We start from the raw sequence: 19,767 nt of genomic DNA, 5'->3' as shown, positions 1-19,767 counted from the left end.
ATTCAAACTGTTAGCTTCCTGGTCTTCGTCTACCTCGATTGTTACGCATCTCCTGCATTTTGCCGGTTATAATTTCTTTGTATTCCTTTTTTGTAACTTCTTTTCCTTTATCAGGAGCTTCTATCTTTGATTTATCTTCAGGATTCATTACAATTTTGAAACATAACATGGTAGTGTTACCTACATTGGCCTCCAGAATCAATCCAGGAAGTCCCCAAAACTCTGATGGACCCAAACTAACCGGAACCTTTAGCGCATACCAGGCAGTAACTTCAGTCATTGGTACTCCCTCAGGTTTGTCTGGATTATTCGCTGCTCTTAATTCACTCCAAGAAAAATCATACCAGGTAAGATCGGTTGTTGGTATCATTGCAGTTGCTTTATAACAAGTATAACCTCCTATTTGCTTGGTGTCTGCTGCCATCTTCCATTCAATCGGTTGTAACGTATCCTTCACCAAAAAATTCTTCCCATAGAATTCTTGTTTCTGAACAAATTCACTGGTCTTTACATTTTTGTATTGCTCACCAGGAGAAAAGTTTTTCCCCCAAGTATCTGTAGCGCCAGAGAGCACATCTACGTCCAGTTTTTCATCTTCTTTAAATATCGATGACACTTTATCGAAAGTTAGTACATATGTTTTCTCCAGCCTATTCTTTAAACGTACTGCTACCTGTTTTTTCTGAGCTTCACTCAATCTCGCGCCCCAACTCCCTAGCTCCATTGTTGATTTAGAATAATAGTAAGCTTTACCCTGAAAATCTTGTGCAACAAGGCTTGAGGAGAAGAAAAAAACAAACAGGTAAAATAAATAGTTATTCGTTAGCGCTTTCATGGTAATTAAATTTTGTTTAACGAATATATATAATTGTTAAACATTTAATCATGACTTTATTAAAACATTAACGATGTATTACTAATTTGAAGTCTATAAAAAAAGGATTTAGGCTATTGCAACTTCCACATCCCGTAACTTAATGGTTTTAATTTTACAACAATGATTCCCTCTTTAATTTTATGATCGAGTAGCCCTTGTTCTAAAAGCGGTTCCATTTTAGAAATGTTTTTTTGTGAAGTAGTTATCCTAACCTCAGAAATCTTTTTTCCAACATTAACGATGATTAAAAACACATGATTATTATGGGTACGATAAAAACTGATAACATCACCGTGATCATTTTTCAGGAACTCTTGTTTACCAATTTGTAAAACCTTATTGGATTTTCTGATATCAATAATTTTCTTATAAAAATTAAGTAATGAATTGGGATCATCAACCTGTTCTTCGACAGAGATACCATCATTGTCTATAATACTAGTTTGCTCCCACCAAAGTCCGGTATCTTTATACCATAATGCCATACCAGAACCTGCAATAGTAGCATACCATTCGAAAGCTTCTCGCATTGGGATATCATTAGCATCCGAATTTCCATATTTACCAAATCCTCCTGCACCGATCATCCCTATTTCTTGTCCATAATAAATACTGGGAATTCCTTTAGTGAACATCATTAAAAATGCACCTAGTTTCAATTTATTTGGATCTCCTTTAACGATGGATGCATATCTCGGAATATCATGATTCTCTAAAAACACCAATTGATGCTTACCGATTGGTGTTGCTAAACCGGTAGCATTGACTTTTTCGATATATTCTTCTTTATCAAAAGATATGATACCTTCTCTAATACCAAAACCAAACATCATATCAACCTTTCCTGTATCAAAATATTCTTTCCCGTAATCTTTCCAATCTGCCTGTTCTCCAAAAAATTTAATATCGGGGTTTATTGCTTTTAAATTTATAAATAAAGGAGCCCAAAATTTACTAAACAAATCCGTTCTTATGCCTTTCCAGTCCAGATCATCCATCATATGATCAATCCTAAAACCATCTACCCCATCTTCAAAATTACCGTCTTGATTAGGATCTAACCAAAATGTAAATAATTCATTAAAATAGTTCTGAACATTTTTGTTATATAAATCCGCCGTAGTAATTTCTATAGATTGACCATCAAACCCTTCTAATGACGTTAAATTAAAAATAATTGATTCTGGTTCTGAATTATTCGCCCCATTATAAATTATATATTCTCCATATTCAGATTCAGGGTTTTTATAAGATTCTTTAAACCAAGTATGATTTTTAGTTACATAATGAATCTCCATATCCATATAGAATTTCATATCACGTTGATGTAAATTTTTAATCATTGATATATAATCATTCAATGTTCCGTACTCCTTATCTATTCCTTCAAAACTATCTGGAAAGTAATTATGGTAATAGATCGAAGGGTATAATGGTGTCATTAATACAGATGTTATACCTAGATCCTGTAAATAATCCAGTTTACTTGTAAAGCCATTTAAATCACCGTGGTTGTCCTGATTACTATCATAAAAACTACGTTGAAACACATGGTAAAAAACCTCTTCTTCTGGTGAAGCTTTCTTTTTTTCTATTTGAATCTTATTATCCGACTTAACAGTCAATTGTGAAGTTTTTTCTTTCCCACAACCAAAAAGAATACTGGTAATACCCAGGACGATATAGTAATTTTTTATTGTCATAGTAAGGTTTCGTTATCTTACAAAGATATCTCAGGGATTGTCGATTTATTTATACCTAATATGCAATTAATTACACTTAATTTGCAATAATGACTATTTTTACTAATTTAGTTATATATGAATAGTATGTTTGAACAAATAGAAATCGGGGTATCTCGATCATTAAAAATTAGAAAATACCAAATTCCTAATCTTGATATTCCCTATCATCATCATCCTGAAATAGAATTAGTCTTGGTATTAAAAAGCACTGGAAAAGTATTTGTAAAAAATACAATGAAATCTTTTTCTCCAGGAGATTTATTTTTATTTGATTCAAATGTATCTCACCTCCTTATTAATGATGAGGAATATTACAACGATGATTTATCGTCAGAATTTATTGTGATACAAATGCATTCTGATCTTTTTAAAAATTATTTATTAGCGCTTCCAGAATTTAGAAACATTGAACGATTACTTTATAAGGCTTCTGGAGGAATCAAGTTTTCTGACATTAGAAATTCTGTAGCTTTTGATTGCATTTATACAGCTTTGAATTATACCGGATTTCAAAGGACTATTCAGATACTTACTTTACTGGAAAGCTTATGGGCGAATACTACTTTTGAAATTATTGACAAAATCTCGACCATACAAGAAACCATTAATCAACCCAGTAGGATTCAAAAAGTAAATAAGTTTATCTCTCAAAACTATCATAGAGATATCTCTCTGGAAGAAGTGGCTAATATTGCTTGCATGAACAAATCTTCTTTCTGTCGTTATTTTAAAGAACATACCCGAAAAACCTTCAGTCAGTATCTTAATGAACTTAGAGTTGATTATGCTGCCAAACTTTTGGCAGAGCAATCCTTTACTGTCTCTAAAATTTGTTATGAAGTTGGTTATAATAGTGTCCCTTATTTTATTAAAAAATTTAAAAACATTACCGGAGTATCACCAAAACAATACAGAATGAAGTATGGTCAGGGTGTATAAGATTGGTTATAAAAACACCTAAATATCTCAATGTTACTTAATGATTATTATTGCCTTTTCTAAATGATATATTTAAGTATTATGTGATATACTATATTGAATACATTGATGAATCCTATTATTGTAAACCAATAATAGGATTCTTTAATAGCATGTATTATAAATTAACTCTCGATAATTTTATTTTAAAAGCACCATCTGTAACTGTAATAAATGTATCTGTATCGATATCGGAGATTAGCTCTCCTGAGAAAGTACCTGATAGAATATCATCAGACCAATTGGTTAATGTTACACTAAATCTCTGGGTATTGATATTATCAACTCTGTATGAACTTCTTTCACCTTCATTATCATTGATATAAGAAAAATCAAGAAATGGATCACCGTTGTTCTCAAAATGTCTTAAGGTAATTGGAAATGTTACACTATCCAGATCCAGATCATCTAAAGACATATACCATATAATCTGATTTTCTTCGGAGATTTTTCTTTGAAAAGTAAAACGATGACTCTCCGTAAAATATGTTTCTGTGGTTCCTGGCCTTAAATAATCGGTATAAACCTTTTCTCCGTCAACAGTTCCTTCTATAAAAAAATCTGCCTGACCAGAATCATCATCAGATTGACAAGCCATAAAAGCAAACATTATTCCTATGAATCCTAAAAGCAAAGTTATTTTCTTCATTTCGTTTTTTGTATAAATATTTATTAGTAATTAAAAATCAAATTTTACAATCTTTATCCAAGTTTGTCATTAATCTACATTTTGTATTTTCTTATTAGTGTCAAAAACCAACATATTATTACCCTCCTTTTTATTATTTATTTTAAAACTAGTTGGTTTCTTTTAAACTATACACTACTATTTGATTCTATAACTATTAATAAACTACCTCGATGCAAGCATACAAGGTATTCAATGGAAAATAGTTTTAAAATTCCGAAGCAAGCTTCGAGGTATTAAACCTGAGATCCCGCTGAAAAAGCGGGATTAGTTCAACTATCTATTTTGAATGTATTGCTATGCAACTTTTCAAAACAGAGTTTTACTAATAAATCAACAATATAAATATGTTATTTAAGTTAAACGCAGGATTATATATTTCTAAATTGTATCTAGTGAAAATTTTAAAAGAAATAAAATGTGAATTGAAATTTTACATGCTAAAAGACTAACGTAAACACGGTACCTTCATTTTCTTTACTATTTACAAGAATTTTACCTTTATGAAGTAACATAATTTGTTTACATAGGCTAAGCCCTATACCACTACCAGTCGATTTACTGGTGAAAAACGGAATAAAAATACTATCCATAATATCCTGAGGAATCCCAGAGCCATTATCATACACTTTAATTACAATACTTCTATTCGGTTTTTGTTCTGCAATTACTCGTATTTCTGGATTAGGTTTATGCTTACAAGCGTCTACCGCATTTAAGATTAGATTAATCAAAACCTGCTCGATTAAATAGCTATCAATATTCAATTCTAATTTTGGCGGTACTACCTTAAAGTCAATAGTAATGTTTTTTACATCCAAAGAAGGTTGCATTAGCAATTGTATATTATCAAACAGTTCAGTAATCTTCTTTTTCTCCAGATTTAGATGTGTTACTTTGTTGAGACTACGATATGTTTTAGCAAACTTTAATAAACCTTCACTCCTGTTTTTTATGGTTTTTACGCCTGCATTTAAATCTTCTAATTCTAGCGGATACTCATTAGGATTATCCAAAGTAAGCTGCAAATGTGATTGTAATGTATCTGCTAGAGAGGAAATTGGAGCAATAGAATTCATAATTTCATGCGTCATTACACTTAACAGTTTTTTCCAGGCTTCAGATTCATTTTTGTTTAATGTATCATCGATATTTTGTAAAACTATGAGTTTAAATGGATCATTCTTAACCTGAAAGACCGTATCAGAAATTAATACTTTTATCTTTTCATTTTGAACGGCTATGGAAATTGAGTTCGGCTCTTTGTGATAGGTTTCAAAAACTGCATCGTACAGATCGGGTTTTCTTTTTTCTACAAAACGAATATTCTTAAATGCAGGAAAATCTAATGTCTCTCTAAATGAATCGTTGGACCATAACACATCACCCGTTTCCAGATTATAAGCAATAATACCAATATCTACCATCTCCAGTATCTTCTGAAGATACACATATTGTGCCTCGTTCTGAGAGTTTATATCTTTGATAGTACGATTCACTTCATTAAAGCCTTTATACAAAAATCTTATATCCTTAGGCCCCCTATCTTCAGGAAACCATCTGGAAAAATCTCGATACTTAACTGCTTCAAAAAAGTCATCCATAACAACAAAACGACGTCTGACAAAATTATAAGTGGTATATCCAACGTACAAGATTACAAACGTGACACTGGTAGCAATACTGCTATAGTCACTATCAATAGCATATACTAAACCTAGTATCAAGGAAACCAAAATTAGAATCCTTAAGAATAGTCTAAAAATGTAACCGTTATAGTTCATACTTATCTAACCTTCGGTATAATGCTGCTCTAGTAATTCCTAGTTCTTTTGCAGATTTCGAAACATTTCCTTTATTCTTTTCTAAAACGGTAAGAATTGCATTTTTTTCTATACTATCTAAATTCATTGTTACAGCAGAAGTCTTATTGGTTTGTCTTTCTATAGAAGAAAAAACTAAATCTTCAGGTTTTAATACACTTCCATCGGTCATAATTACAGCACGTTCTAAAACATACTGTAGCTCTCTTACATTACCCGGAAAATCGTGTTTTTTTAATTTAGAAATAAATCCGGAATCCAATGTGAACGCACTTTTATTATATTTATCTGCATAAACATTAATAAAATGTTTCGCCAGCAGCGTAATATCTGTTCCTCGATTTCGTAATGGAGGCATCATAATATCTACTGTATTAATTCGATAAATTAAGTCCTTTCTAAACTTTTGTTCATCTGCTAAAACTTGTGGTTCAATATTGGTTGCACAAATTAATCTAATATCAATAGAAATTGCTTCATTAGATCCTAATGGAGTAACCAACCTGTTTTGTAAAACTGTTAATAGACGTACTTGCTGTCCTAAAGTAATATTACCTATTTCATCCAAAAACAAAGTTCCTCCGTTAGCAGCTTCGAATCGCCCTACTCTATCTTCTTTAGCATCTGTAAAAGCTCCCTTTTTATAACCAAACAATTCACTCTCAAAAAGTGATGAAGTCAATGCTCCAACATCTACTTTTACAAAAGGCTTATCCTTTCTGTTAGAATTGTCGTGTAGTGCTCTTGCTATTAAATCTTTTCCCGTACCATTCTCTCCAAGAATTAGGACATTAGCATCAGTAGGTGCAACTTTTTTAAGTTTTAAGAACACATCCTTAATCGTGTCACTTTCTCCTATAATTGTATTAGCTCCTGGTTGGGCAACATTATTTTTTGAATCTTTAGATTTTTTAGACTGTAATAAGGTAGTAATCGTGTTTATAATTTTTTCATTCTTCCAGGGCTTGACTAAGAAATCAGAGGCTCCTTCTTTTAATGCACGAATTGCCAAATCAATATCTGCATAGGCAGTAATCAAAATAACATCGGTTCCAGGTTTCTTTTCCTTAATCTTATTTAACCAAAAAATCCCTTCGTTACCAGTATTAACCAGTCCATTAAAATTCATATCTAGAATAATGATATCGAATTTTTTCTGCTCTATTTGAGCACCTATATTGCTAGGGTTCTTTTCTATAACAACCTCTCTTACCAAAGGTTTTAATAAAAGACGTAACGCAGTTAATACATCTACATCGTCATCTATAACTAATATCGTAGCTTCCTTTAATACCATTGATACAATATTACAATATTATATTCAGCATTTAAAAATTAGAAAATAAAATATTCAAGATCTTTAAATGTACCGTTTTCGAACACAAAGTGTATCGAAACCGTACACTTTTATTTCCACAAAAAAACATTAATCACTGAAAAACAGTTGTTTATGTTTTTGGCACTATCTTGACTATGTAATTGATGTATAAAAATAAGATTAAAAATATAACGAGATAATTCATAATAAAATGAGCAAATTAATTTTAATTCTAATCGTAACTCTAGTAACTTTTTTTTATGGACAGTACACCAAGGAATCAAATCTAATAAAAAAAGAAAATTCCACAGCTCAAGACTCTTTAACTACAATTCTAAAAAATTCGAATAAAGAAGTTGAGCTTCCCGTTTTTTCTGAAGCCATTATCGATCAAAACTATCTATTATATAGTAACGGGTTTGGATTTGCAAGTTCTAAAAACAAATTAAACTAAATCAACTAATTAGCATCAATAATCAAAAGACCAAACATGGACGTTCCAATTCAAAAAAAGAAATTTTCAAAATCACGTATCGCAATGACTATAGGTGGTTTAGCAATATTAGCATTGATACTCTTTGTATTTATACAGTCCTCTGGAGGTTCTAAATTAAACGTAGAAAAAGAGCGTATTGCCATCAATACCATTAAGAAAGATGTGTTTCAGGAAAATATTCCGGTAAATGGAATTGTGTTACCCATCACTACTATTTATCTGGATGCACTAGAAGGTGGAAGAGTTGAAGAAAAATTTGTCGAAGACGGAGCCATTATGAAAAAAGGTGAGCCTATTTTAAGATTATCTAATACCGATCTGGAATTAAGTTTAATCAATCAAGAAACATCAGTATACAACTTATTAACGCAGATGCAAATTTCTCAAAATGCGGCTCGTCAAAACACTATTAACAGGCGAAATCAATTCACAGATGTAGAAAACAGTCTTATTGAAGCTAAGCGTCTTTATGAACTAAATAAAAAACTGTACGATAAAGGAGCCGTTGGTCGTCAGGAATATCAATCTTCTGAAAACGACTATAACTATCAAAAACAGCGTATGCAACTAGCTAAACAAGTATTGAGTCAGGATTCTTCTGCTACTAAACAAGAAGTTAGTCAAGCTCAAAGTTCATACGCAAGAACACAAAGTGCATTAGAATTAATGCGTAAAAAAGTAGGTGACCTTGTCGTTCGTGCTCCTGTAGATGGGCAGTTAACCTCATTAGATGCAGAAATCGGACAATCGAAAAATAAAGGAGAGCGATTAGGACAAATTGATGTTTTAAGTGGGTTTAAAGTTCGTGTAGATATTGACGAACACTATATTTCCAGAATTTATAATGGCCAAAAAGGAACCTTTACTTTTAATGATAAAACCTATACGCTAATCATCAAAAAAGTATTTACACAAGTTACCAATGGACGTTTTCAGGTGGATATGCAATTCGAAAGTGATGTCCCAGAAGGAATTCGTAGAGGGCAAAACTTACAAATCCGTGTAGCCTTAAGCGCAGAAAAGCAAGCACTACTTGTTCCTAAAGGTGGATTTTTCCAGAAAACTGGTGGTAATTGGATTTTTAAGATCAGTGAAGGAGGAAGCAGCGCCTATAAAGTAAATATCCGCTTAGGAAGTCAAAACACAGAATATTATGAAGTTATCGAAGGATTACTTCCTGGTGATCAAGTAGTAACATCTAGTTATGACAGTTTTGGAGATACAGAAGAATTAATATTAAAGTAAAAGAAATGAACCTGTCCGCCTCAGGCGGATTAAATAATCGAACGTAATGATACAAATAACAGACTTAGAAAAATTTTATAGGACCGAAGAAGTACAAACCATAGCGCTAAACAAACTGTCTTTTAGTGTAAAAGAAGGTGAATTTGTAGCAATCATGGGACCTTCTGGTTGTGGAAAATCAACCTTACTGAACATCTTAGGATTACTAGATGATCCCGATGGTGGAAGTTTCAAATTTAATGGCGAAGAAGTTGCTGGTTATAAAGAACGTAAACGATCAGACTTACGTAAACATAATGTAGGTTTTGTTTTTCAGAGTTTTAATCTTATTGATGAGCTTACTGTTTTCGAAAACGTAGAATTACCCTTGATCTATACAGGTGTTAAACCTGCAGAACGCAAAAAACGTGTGGAAGAAGTACTAGAAAAAATGCAAATCATGCACCGTCGTAATCACTTCCCTCAACAGTTATCTGGTGGACAACAACAACGAGTTGCTGTTGCCAGAGCCGTAGTTAATAATCCTAAGCTTATTCTAGCAGATGAACCTACAGGAAATCTAGATAGCACCAATGGTAATGAAGTGATGGATTTATTAATTGAACTTAACGAAGCAGGAACCACCATCATCATGGTAACGCATAGTGAACACGATGCTAAATACAGTCATCGCATTATCAGAATGCTAGACGGACAAAAAGTGACAGAAAATATATTAACGTAATCGCAAAGGTTATTCATCAATCAGTAATCAATCAAAATCGAATCAGTAAATCAATAATTATGTTTAGGAATTACATCAAAATAGCATTTAGAAACCTTCTTAAAAATAGAATCTATTCTTTTATTAATATTTCTGGTCTTGCTCTTGGTATGGCTGTAACTATGATGATAGGTTTATGGATCACAGACGAGTTGAGTTATAATAATTACTTTGAAAACAAGGCAACAATTGCACAAGTTTTCCAAAGTCAGACATTTAATGGTAAAATAGGTACAGGACCTGCAATTCCAAGACCTCTGGAATTCGAATTACGCGAAAATTATAATGATAATTTTAAGTATATCATGATGTCCTCCTGGACGCAACCCAGATATTTAAGATATGGTGAAAAAAGCATTTATAGAGACGGTAATTTTATGCAGGAACCTGCTCCAGATGTATTAAACCTAAAAATTCTTCAAGGTGAAAAATATGGATTAAAAGAAAAGAATTCAATCATGCTTTCTAAATCCACTGCAGAAACACTATTCGCTAAAGAAAATCCGCTAGGTAAAATTATAAAAGTAAATAATACAGATGACTTAATAGTAACTGCTGTATACGAAGATATACCGGTTAACAACGCTTTTGATGATACAGAATATATTATTCCGTGGAAACATTATATAACAACTCAAGAATGGATTGAAAGATCTGCAGATGCTTGGGGAAACAATTCGTTTCAGCTTTTTGTACAGATCAATGAAAATACCACTATGGATATTGTTACGTCCAAAATAAAAGATGCCAAGAAAAAAGCTAATGAAGAAACGGCAGAATTTAACCCTCAGTTGTTTTTATTACCTATGAAGGATTGGCATTTACGCTCTAATTTCGAAAACGGAGTTCAAACAGGTGGGCGAATTGAAAATGTTTGGTTATTTGGTATTATTGGCTTATTCGTATTACTACTTGCCTGTATCAATTTTGTTAATTTAAGTACTGCTCGTTCAGAAAAACGTGCTACAGAAGTTGGTATAAGAAAATCTATTGGTTCTAAAAGAGGGCAACTTGTTTTTCAGTTTTTAAGTGAATCTTTTCTAGTCGTCGTTTTCTCTTTTGTCGTAGCGCTCGCAATTGTGTTATTATTCCTAAACAGTTTCAATAATTTAGCTAGCAAAGAAATTGTTTTTCCGTGGCTAAGTCTTCAGTTTTGGAGTGTTTCTCTAGTGTTTATTATTCTAACTGCGTTTCTGGCAGGTAGCTATCCGGCACTGTATTTATCTTCTTTCAATCCTGTTTCGGTTTTAAAAGGAACTTTTAAAGCAGGTCGTTTTGCAGCAGTTCCCAGAAAAATATTGGTAGTTACACAGTTTACAGTATCTATCGCCCTTATTATAGGTACACTCGTAGTAATGAATCAAATACAACATAGTAAAGACAGACCCGTAGGGTATAATAAAGAAGGATTGATACAAATCCCAGTTATGAGTGATGAATTTACTGGTAAAGCTGATCTTATGCGTAATCAATTCATAGCCTCTGGTGCAGCTATAGAAATGGCAACGACCAGTAGCCCAACTACAAATGTTTGGTCAAACAGAAGTGGATATACCTGGGAAGGAAAACCTGAGGGTTTTCAGGAAGATTTAGCATATACATCAGTTTCTTATGAATTTACTAAAACATTAGATATCGAACTAATTGCGGGTAGAGGTTTTTCCAGAGAATTTGCCTCTGATTCTAATGCTGTAATTCTTAATGAAACCGCTGTAAAATATATGGGGTTGAAGGATCCAATAGGTAAATACATTAGAGATTCTGATACCGAAGATCCTGATGATCCACTTAAAATTGTTGGAGTAATCAAAGACATGATCGTTCAGTCTCCTTATAGTCCTGTAAAACAAGCGATGTACGTATTTGATAAAAATCAAAATGCAAGTTTTTATAATCTACGCTTACACCCTGCAAAAAGTGTAAGCAGTAGTTTGGTATTGGTAGAAGAAACTTTTAAAAAGAATTTTCCAAACCTTCCATTTGACTATCAATTTGTGGATCAGGAATATGCCAAAAAATTTAAAGCAGAAGAGCGTATTGCTAGTTTAGCAAAAGTCTTTACTATGCTAGCTATATTCATAAGTCTCTTAGGATTGTTTGGACTTGCATCCTTTGTAGCAGAACAACGTACAAAAGAAATAGGCGTGCGAAAAATCCTTGGAGCTTCTTTAGGTAATTTATGGATGTTACTTTCTAAAGATTTTATTAAACTAGTAATTATTGCACTCTTCATAGCGGGTCCTATTGCTTATTATTTTATGAGTCAATGGTTACAGAAATTTTCTTATAGAACTGATATTTCCTGGAACATATTTTTAATCGCAGGTTTTGGGGCACTTATCATAACTATTATTACGATAAGTGTACAAGCTATAAAATCGGTAACTGCGAATCCTGTAGATTCCTTAAGAACAGAATAAACCAATCAATCTATCAAAAAACGAACAGTAAATCAATAAAAATGATTAGGAATTATTTTAAAATATCAATAAGAAATCTACTAAAAAACAAAACCCTTTCCCTTTTAAATCTCATTGGTTTGAGTGTAGGAATTTCAAGTGTTCTAACGTTATTATTCTCGGTATATGCTTACTATACTGCGGATAGTCCTATACCTGATAAAGAGAATATTTTTTATGTAAAAACCGTTTTAACAGATGGTAATGATTATTCTCAAGTACCCTATCCATTAATGGATCATGTGTTGAATAGCTCACCGGACGTAATTGCAGGAACACATTTACACAGTTGGAACAATATGTGGTTAACATTTGAAGAGAAAGATTTTCAAAATAGAACCGATTATGCGGATCCTGATTTTTTTGAAGTATTTGACCTCCCTTTGAAGTATGGGAATAAAACATCAGCTTTAAAAGAAAAATATTCTATTGTACTAACAGACAAAGTAAGTAAACAAATTTTTGGGGATATAAATCCTGTTGGGAAAACCATAGTTGGATCAGATACGCTTAACTTGAAAGTTACCGGAGTTTTTGAGCCGATTAGTCCCTATTCTGCTTTTCGATTAGGAGTATTACTTCCGAATACATTACTTAAAACAAACCCTTCCTTTATAGCACAGAGCAATTGGGGAAATAGTTTTTCACCGACCTATTTTAGGTTAAGACCGGATAGCGATCTTACACAACTTAAGAATAGTGTCACTCAATTGATGACAGAAAATCGTATCGATACAAATACGATTGCGGAAATGAAGGTAGTGCCATTTACTGATATGAGAACAGATGCCATTCCCATTGTTGATATCATTATTACCAGTTCCATTGCTGCTTCCTTTTTTATTCTATTAATCATATTGGTTAATTTTCTTAATCTCAACACTTCTACCATGTTGGGGCGCACTAAAACGATTGCCGTACGAAAAGTATTAGGAAGTGATAAAAAAGGGATTATTATCCAATATTGTATAGAAAACGGGATTCTTATTTTTGTATCCATTCTTTTATCAGCATTTCTTTTTTTTACTGTAAATCTTCCAAGGTTAAATGATACGTTTGGTCCTGAATTTGGTAGAATTTCCTTTGATATTTTTAAAGATTACCCTGTAGTTTTTGGGATTATTGTGATTGGGATTTTATCAACTTTAATGGTTTCTATTTTGCCTAGTCTTCGCTTTGTAAAAATCCCTGTTACATTAGGTATTAAAGGAAAGGTGCAACAGGTAAAAAGTAACTTCTTATTACGTAACTCATTTATCATTCTTCAATTTACAATTGCTATTCTATGTATAAACATTGCGATTATACTCCATAAACAAATTGGCTTTATGAAAAATGCAGATTTGGGCTTTGAACGTAATAACGTTTTAGTTGGAAATATAGATTTGGATTATAAAAAATTGGATATTGCACAATCAAAATTTAATGCACTTTTAAATCAATTAGAGTCCAATCCTTATGTAAAGAGCGTTTCGACAAGCCAGGCAATTCCATCCGAGTATTATTTTAACTATACCAGCTATTATGATCCGACAAACGATACAGATGTCCGGGTACGAAGGTCATATGCAGATCAGTCTTATTTTAAAACATTAGAAATTCCAATTGTGGAAGGTCGTAATTTTAACCAAAATATTGATCAGGCTGACGAATACCCGGTCATTATAAATGAGGCCGCTTTAAAAGCATTTGGTTGGAAAACTATTAAAGGTAAAACACTTAATTCTAAAGGAGGAAATGGGATAGGACAGCCTATTGTAGGTGTTGTAAAAGACTTCCATTATCAAGACTTACAAAACGCTGTTGAACCATTGGTTCATATTTATAGAGATCGTAATACATTAGAACAACATAGATTTTTAACAGTAAGTGTACAAGAAGGTCATGAAACTAGTATTGAAAACATCATTTCTACTGCTTTTGAGAATATCCCTTCTAGAAAAAGATATATACAATCCAGATTAACAGATAAAGTTAGCGGTCAATATTTATTAATTGAAGGAATTCTTAAATCCGTAAGTATTACTGCAATTCTTGCAATTTTTATTTCGTGTTTAGGGCTTTTCGGGCTCATTTCTTTTTCAGCGAAAAGGAGAGTGAAAGAAATTGGTGTTCGCAAAGTATTAGGTGCTGGAGTGACTAAAATTGTATTCTTATTATCTAAAGATTATGTCATTTTAGTAGGTATTGCTGCGCTTATTGCATTCCCTATTGCGTGGTATGCGATGAATTCGTGGCTAGATGGTTTTGCCTATAGTATATCAATTAAGTGGTGGATGTTTGGCTTGGCTGCTTTTATAGCTTTATTCATCACCTCATTTACACTAGGATTACGAGCTATTAAATCGGCTGTTGCTAATCCTATAAATTCCTTGAGAACCGAATAAATAATCAATCAAATCAATCCTTTCGCCTCTGGCGGATCAAAAAATGAACTGTTATGATTAGGAATTATTTTAAAATCGCATTAAGAAACTTGCTAAAAAACAAGGTCTATTCGTTCATAAATATATCAGGACTAGCAATTGGTATGGCTGCCACTATACTCATTGGTTTATGGATATATGATGAGCTTAGTTATGATAATTATTTCGAAAATAACACAACTATCGCTCAGGTATTTCAGCATGAATCTGCGAATAACATTATAGATACAGGACCTGCGATACCAAGACCATTAGAGTTTGCCCTTAGAGAAGGTTATGAAGATAATTTTAAGCATATCATCATGTCCTCCTGGGAACAACCAAGATATATTCGTTTTGGAGAAACTAATATTTACAGACGTGGAAATGCCATGCAGGAAGGTGCTCCAGAAATGTTGAATTTAAAAATTATCGAAGGTGTAAGAGATGGTTTAAAAGAGAAAAATTCCATAATGCTATCTGAATCCTCTGCCAAAACGTTATTTGGAACTGATGCTGCTGTGGGTAAAATCGTAAAAGTAAATAATCAGGATGACTTAATTATTACTGGGGTTTATAAAGATATTCCTGATAATAATTCGTTTAATGAAATGGATTACCTAATACCCTGGAAATATTATATAACTACACAACCTTGGTTAGAAAGAGCAAAAACTGCTTGGGGAAATAATTCATTTCAAATGTTTGTGCAGATCAATGATAACACAACTATGGAAGCCATTACTTCTAAAATCATTGATATTAAGAAGAATGCTTCTCCGGGAGAAGCAGAATTTAATCCTCAAATCTTCTTATTTCCAATGAAAGATTGGTATTTGAGAGGTGATTTTGAAAATGGTGTTCAAAGTGGTGGTCGTATTGAAAATGTTTGGTTATTCGGTATCATCGGTATCTTTATTTTATTATTGGCTTGTATCAATTTTGTTAATTTAAGTACAGCTCGTTCAGAAAAACGGGCTATAGAAGTGGGTATAAGAAAGTCTATAGGTTCACAAAGAGGTCAGCTTATATTTCAATTTCTAAGTGAATCATTTTTAGTTGTATTTGTGGCATTTTTAATAGCTATTGGAATTGTGTTATTGAGTCTAGATGGCTTTAACAATTTAGCAAGTAAAGTCATTGTTTTTCCGTGGACAAATACACTATTTTGGGTTACATCCTTAATATTCATTTTTTTAACTGCATTCTTGTCTGGAAGTTATCCCGCATTGTATTTATCATCTTTCAATCCTGTCACCGTCCTAAAAGGGACTTTTAGAGTTGGTCGTTTTGCAGCACTTCCAAGGAAAGTATTGGTAGTCACTCAGTTTACAGTATCTATTGCACTTATTATAGGTACACTCGTGGTGATGAACCAAATTCAGTATAGCAAAGAAAGACCAACAGGTTATGACAAAGAAGGTTTGATTCAAATACCAGTCATGAGTAGTGAATTTAGCGGGAAAGCAGATATCATGCGAAATCAATTTATAGCTTCTGGAGGAGCTGTAGAAATGGCTACAACAAGCAGTCCTACTACAGATGTTTGGTCCAATAGAGGCGGTTATACCTGGGAAGGTAAACCAGTTGGTTTTCAAGAAGATTTGGCATATACTGATGTATCCTATGAATTTATCGAAACCTTGGGTGCAAAAATAATTGAAGGAAGAGGTTTTTCTCGAGATTTTCCAACGGACTCTTTAGGTGTTCTTCTTAATAAAACTGCAGTTGAGTATATGGGAATTAAAAATCCGATAGGGAAATTGATACGGGACTCTGATGTGGATGATCCTAACCCAATGCCCCCTCTTAAAATTATTGGTGTTATCGATGATATTATTATGCAATCACCATATAGCCCTGTAAAACAATCTATGTACGCCTTCGATAGATTTGGTAACATTTCCTTTTATAATCTGAGGTTGAATCCTGAAAACAGTATTAGCGATAATTTAGAAATTGTTGAAGGGGTTTTTAAAACCAATTTTCCTAATGTACCATTCGACTATCAATTTATAGATCAGGAATATGCCAAAAAATTCAGAGCAGAAGAGCGTATCGCTAGTTTAGCAAAAGTATTTACCATATTAGCGATATTTATTAGTCTTTTAGGTTTATTCGGACTTGCTTCCTTTGTAGCAGAACAACGAACAAAAGAAATAGGTGTACGAAAAATTCTTGGAGCTTCTCTTGCTAATTTATGGATGTTACTTTCTAAAGATTTTATCAAGTTAGTAATTATTGCACTTTTTATATCGGCACCAATCGCTTATTATTTTATGAGCCAATGGTTACAAAAATTTTCTTATAGAACTGACATTTCCTGGAACATATTTCTAATCGCTGGTTCCGGAGCAATTATTATAACCATCATTACGATTAGCATACAGGCCATCAAATCAGTAACGGCTAATCCTGTGGATTCATTACGAACAGAATAAATCAACTAGTACTGAACTTGTTTCAGTATCAACTAACCTGTCCGTCAATGGCAGATCAAAAAACGAACAATCATGATTAGGAACTATATAAAAATCGCTTGGAGAAGTTTACAAAAAAACAAATTACAAACTATAATTAATCTGTTAGGGTTAACAGTAGGTACTGTTTGTTGTTTAAGTATATTATTATATGTATTTGCGCAACTTGGATATGACGATCATCACGATAACGCCGAGTCATTGTATCGAGTTAGGACTATAATTGATGATCCTAGTTCTGTCCAATTTAATGCTGCATCTAGTGGTCCTCCAATAGGGTTTGCAATGAAAGAAGATTTCCCAGAGGTAATAGAGGCTACAAGGCTAGTTTATCTAGGAGAAGGTACAGAAGACCTGATTCGAGTAAGTGAAAATAACGAAGGATTCTATGAACCTAGAGGATATCTAGCAGATGCTACCATATTTAATGTTTTTACTTTTGCCTTTCTCGAAGGTAATCCTAATACCGCTTTAGTCGAACCTAATACTGTTGTCTTATCTTCCTCGTTAGCAAAAAAACTTTTTGGAAATATTCCTGCCTTAAATAAAACTATTATATCAGGTAGTGGAGAACAACAATTATCACTTACAGTTACAGGTGTTTTTGATGATAGTAATCCAGAAAAATCACACCTAAATCCAAATTATTTAGTTACAATGAATACACCGGGTCTCGGTGAGTTCGTTAGAAACGTGCAAAATTTTGCAACTCAAAATTTCATCTATACCTATGTAAAATTAAACTCTCCTGATAATGCTTCTTTAGTTCAGGAAAAACTTCCAGCTTTTCTTAACGCTCGTGGAGCCAAAGATTTTGCGAAGCTAAATTTCAAAAAAGAGCTTTATCTTCAAAAAGTGAGTGACATCCATTTACATTCTAAAGGTATATCAAGGCAAATTGGTCCGATATCGGATATTAAGTATTTATATTTATTGATCACACTAGCATTATTTATTCAACTGGTGGCTTGTATTAATTTCATAAATCTTAGTACAGCCAGAGCTAATAAACGTGCTAAAGAAATTGGAGTTCGAAAAACTATCGGCGCAGATAAAAAATCATTAATTGCCCAATTTCTTGGTGAATCTGTTTTACTTTCCTTATTGGCAACAATCGTAAGTGTTCCTTTAACTACATTTTTATTGCCATTAGTTAACCAGTTAACACAAGGAAATGTGAGTTATACAGCAATTTTTGATTGGCGTATATTATCTATCCTTCTAATTATAGGCATCATTACAGGCTTTATTGCCGGTATTTATCCAGCATTAATATTATCCTCTATCAAACCAACGCGAGTGTTAAAGGGAACCGTATCTACAAATTCTGGAGGAACGATATTAAGAAAAGGGTTAGTTGTATTCCAATTTGTCATATCTATCGGATTAATTGCTACAGTATACATAATTACAGAACAAGTTCGATTTGCCCAAAATAAGGATTTAGGGTACCAGAGTGATAATTTAATAGCTATACGCTTGGGTACTCAGGAAGCTTTTACACAATATGAAACATTAAAAACAAAGATGAGTGAGATTTCTGGTGTTAAATCAGTTTCTGGTTGTAATATTTTCCCATCCCAAATGTTGCGTAGTGATGTAGGCGCTTATTTACCTGGAAGTGATCCATCCAAACCAAAATTAGTTAAGGTAAATGGTATTCAATCAGAGTATCTAAAAACAACAAAAACAAAACTTATAACAGGACGCGCAGTAAAAAAGCAAGATACTAGTCAAGTTTTAGTGAATAAGGCAACTATTGATGCTTTTAATATTAAACTAGATGATGCGATCGGTCAAAAAATTCTTTTTTCTACAGGAGAAGATGTCACCACAGTTGAAATCATTGGGGTAACTGAAGATTTTCACTATGCATCTTTAAAAGAAGAGATTGAACCTTTACTTATGTATGTAGATAATAGTCCTGATTGGTTATTAATAAAAACTGAAACTACCGATTTTGAAAAAATTCTTGGTCAATTACAACTTGCTTGGAAAAAAGTTAATAAAACCACACCATTTGTATACAATTTTGTAGATAAAGAAACTGAAAAATTAATCGCCGAAGAAAAACGATTAGCTAATATTTCTGTTGCTTTTACCACACTAGCAATCCTTATTAGTTGTCTTGGATTATTTGGACTCATTTCATTTATGGCAGAACAAAAAAAGAAAGAAATTGGAATCCGCAAAGTGCTTGGAGCGAGTGTGAGTACTGTAATGAAAATGCTTACTAAAGACTTCTTTATATTAATAGTTATTGCCTTATTCATTGCGACACCAATAGCGTATTATGCAATGGAAAATTGGTTACAAGACTTTACATATCGAATCTCAATAAGCTGGTGGATTTTTCTAATAGCCGGTGTTATTACAATGAGTATTACTTTTTTGACCGTTAGCATACAAGCTATCAAAGCTGCTACTGCGAATCCTGTAAATTCATTGAGAACAGAATAAATCAACTAGTGCTGAACTTGTTTCGGTATC

General features: G+C 32.8%; 13 protein-coding genes. 8 read left to right on the top strand and 5 right to left on the bottom strand.

Going from position 1 to position 19,767, the window contains the following annotated elements; translation table 11 throughout:
• Positions 1-10: 10 nt before the first annotated feature.
• Together Q0910_RS03105 and Q0910_RS03100 are read right to left on the bottom strand one after the other, a co-directional pair.
• Positions 11-835: a GLPGLI family protein gene (locus Q0910_RS03105; protein ID WP_299212482.1), complete on the bottom strand. Its 825-nt coding sequence runs from the start codon at positions 833-835 to the stop codon at positions 11-13.
• Between the two features lie 113 nt (positions 836-948).
• Positions 949-2,580, bottom strand: a complete 1,632-nt coding sequence (locus tag Q0910_RS03100; RefSeq protein WP_299212480.1) for an alpha-amylase family glycosyl hydrolase — start codon at positions 2,578-2,580, stop codon at positions 949-951.
• A 117-nt stretch (positions 2,581-2,697) separates the two neighbouring features.
• On the opposite strand from Q0910_RS03100, the gene Q0910_RS03095 reads away from it, so the two are divergent.
• On the top strand, positions 2,698-3,561 hold the full coding sequence (locus Q0910_RS03095) for an AraC family transcriptional regulator (protein ID WP_299212478.1): 864 nt from the start codon (positions 2,698-2,700) through the stop codon (positions 3,559-3,561).
• A gap of 157 nt (positions 3,562-3,718) precedes the next feature.
• Here the strand turns inward: Q0910_RS03095 and Q0910_RS03090 are convergent, their stop codons facing one another.
• The 3 genes from Q0910_RS03090 to Q0910_RS03080 all read right to left on the bottom strand — a co-directional run bounded on the left by Q0910_RS03090 (position 3,719) and on the right by Q0910_RS03080 (position 7,408).
• Positions 3,719-4,249, bottom strand: coding sequence for a hypothetical protein (locus tag Q0910_RS03090; RefSeq protein WP_299212476.1), 531 nt, complete (start codon positions 4,247-4,249; stop codon positions 3,719-3,721).
• Positions 4,250-4,728: 479 nt separating this feature from the next.
• Complete coding sequence (locus Q0910_RS03085) at positions 4,729-6,015, bottom strand: HAMP domain-containing sensor histidine kinase (protein WP_299212474.1); 1,287 nt, start codon at positions 6,013-6,015, stop codon at positions 4,729-4,731.
• Between the two features lie 46 nt (positions 6,016-6,061).
• Complete coding sequence (locus tag Q0910_RS03080) at positions 6,062-7,408, bottom strand: sigma-54 dependent transcriptional regulator (RefSeq protein WP_299212472.1); 1,347 nt, start codon at positions 7,406-7,408, stop codon at positions 6,062-6,064.
• Between the two features lie 232 nt (positions 7,409-7,640).
• Between Q0910_RS03080 and Q0910_RS03075 the strand changes: the two genes are divergently transcribed.
• The 7 genes from Q0910_RS03075 to Q0910_RS03045 all read left to right on the top strand — a co-directional run bounded on the left by Q0910_RS03075 (position 7,641) and on the right by Q0910_RS03045 (position 19,737).
• The gene (locus Q0910_RS03075) at positions 7,641-7,883 is read left to right on the top strand and encodes a hypothetical protein (RefSeq protein ID WP_299212470.1); all 243 of its coding nucleotides are present in this window, start codon (positions 7,641-7,643) and stop codon (positions 7,881-7,883) included.
• A 36-nt stretch (positions 7,884-7,919) separates the two neighbouring features.
• Positions 7,920-9,170, top strand: a complete 1,251-nt coding sequence (locus Q0910_RS03070; RefSeq protein ID WP_299212468.1) for an efflux RND transporter periplasmic adaptor subunit — start codon at positions 7,920-7,922, stop codon at positions 9,168-9,170.
• A 46-nt stretch (positions 9,171-9,216) separates the two neighbouring features.
• Complete coding sequence (locus Q0910_RS03065) at positions 9,217-9,894, top strand: ABC transporter ATP-binding protein (protein WP_298545850.1); 678 nt, start codon at positions 9,217-9,219, stop codon at positions 9,892-9,894.
• A gap of 59 nt (positions 9,895-9,953) precedes the next feature.
• Positions 9,954-12,353: an ABC transporter permease gene (locus tag Q0910_RS03060; RefSeq protein ID WP_299212466.1), complete on the top strand. Its 2,400-nt coding sequence runs from the start codon at positions 9,954-9,956 to the stop codon at positions 12,351-12,353.
• Between the two features lie 41 nt (positions 12,354-12,394).
• On the top strand, positions 12,395-14,779 hold the full coding sequence (locus tag Q0910_RS03055) for an ABC transporter permease (protein WP_299212464.1): 2,385 nt from the start codon (positions 12,395-12,397) through the stop codon (positions 14,777-14,779).
• 53 nt (positions 14,780-14,832) lie between these two features.
• Positions 14,833-17,238 (top strand): ABC transporter permease, encoded by a 2,406-nt coding sequence (locus Q0910_RS03050; protein ID WP_299212462.1) that lies wholly within the window; start codon positions 14,833-14,835, stop codon positions 17,236-17,238.
• A gap of 72 nt (positions 17,239-17,310) precedes the next feature.
• Complete coding sequence (locus Q0910_RS03045; RefSeq protein WP_299212460.1) at positions 17,311-19,737, top strand: ABC transporter permease; 2,427 nt, start codon at positions 17,311-17,313, stop codon at positions 19,735-19,737.
• Positions 19,738-19,767 lie beyond the last annotated feature (30 nt).

The sequence above is a fragment of the uncultured Aquimarina sp. genome (assembly GCF_947495315.1).
GTDB lineage: Bacteria > Bacteroidota > Bacteroidia > Flavobacteriales > Flavobacteriaceae > Aquimarina.
Note: the sequence above shows the minus strand (reverse complement) of the source record. Positions and strands in the feature narration are given on the sequence as shown.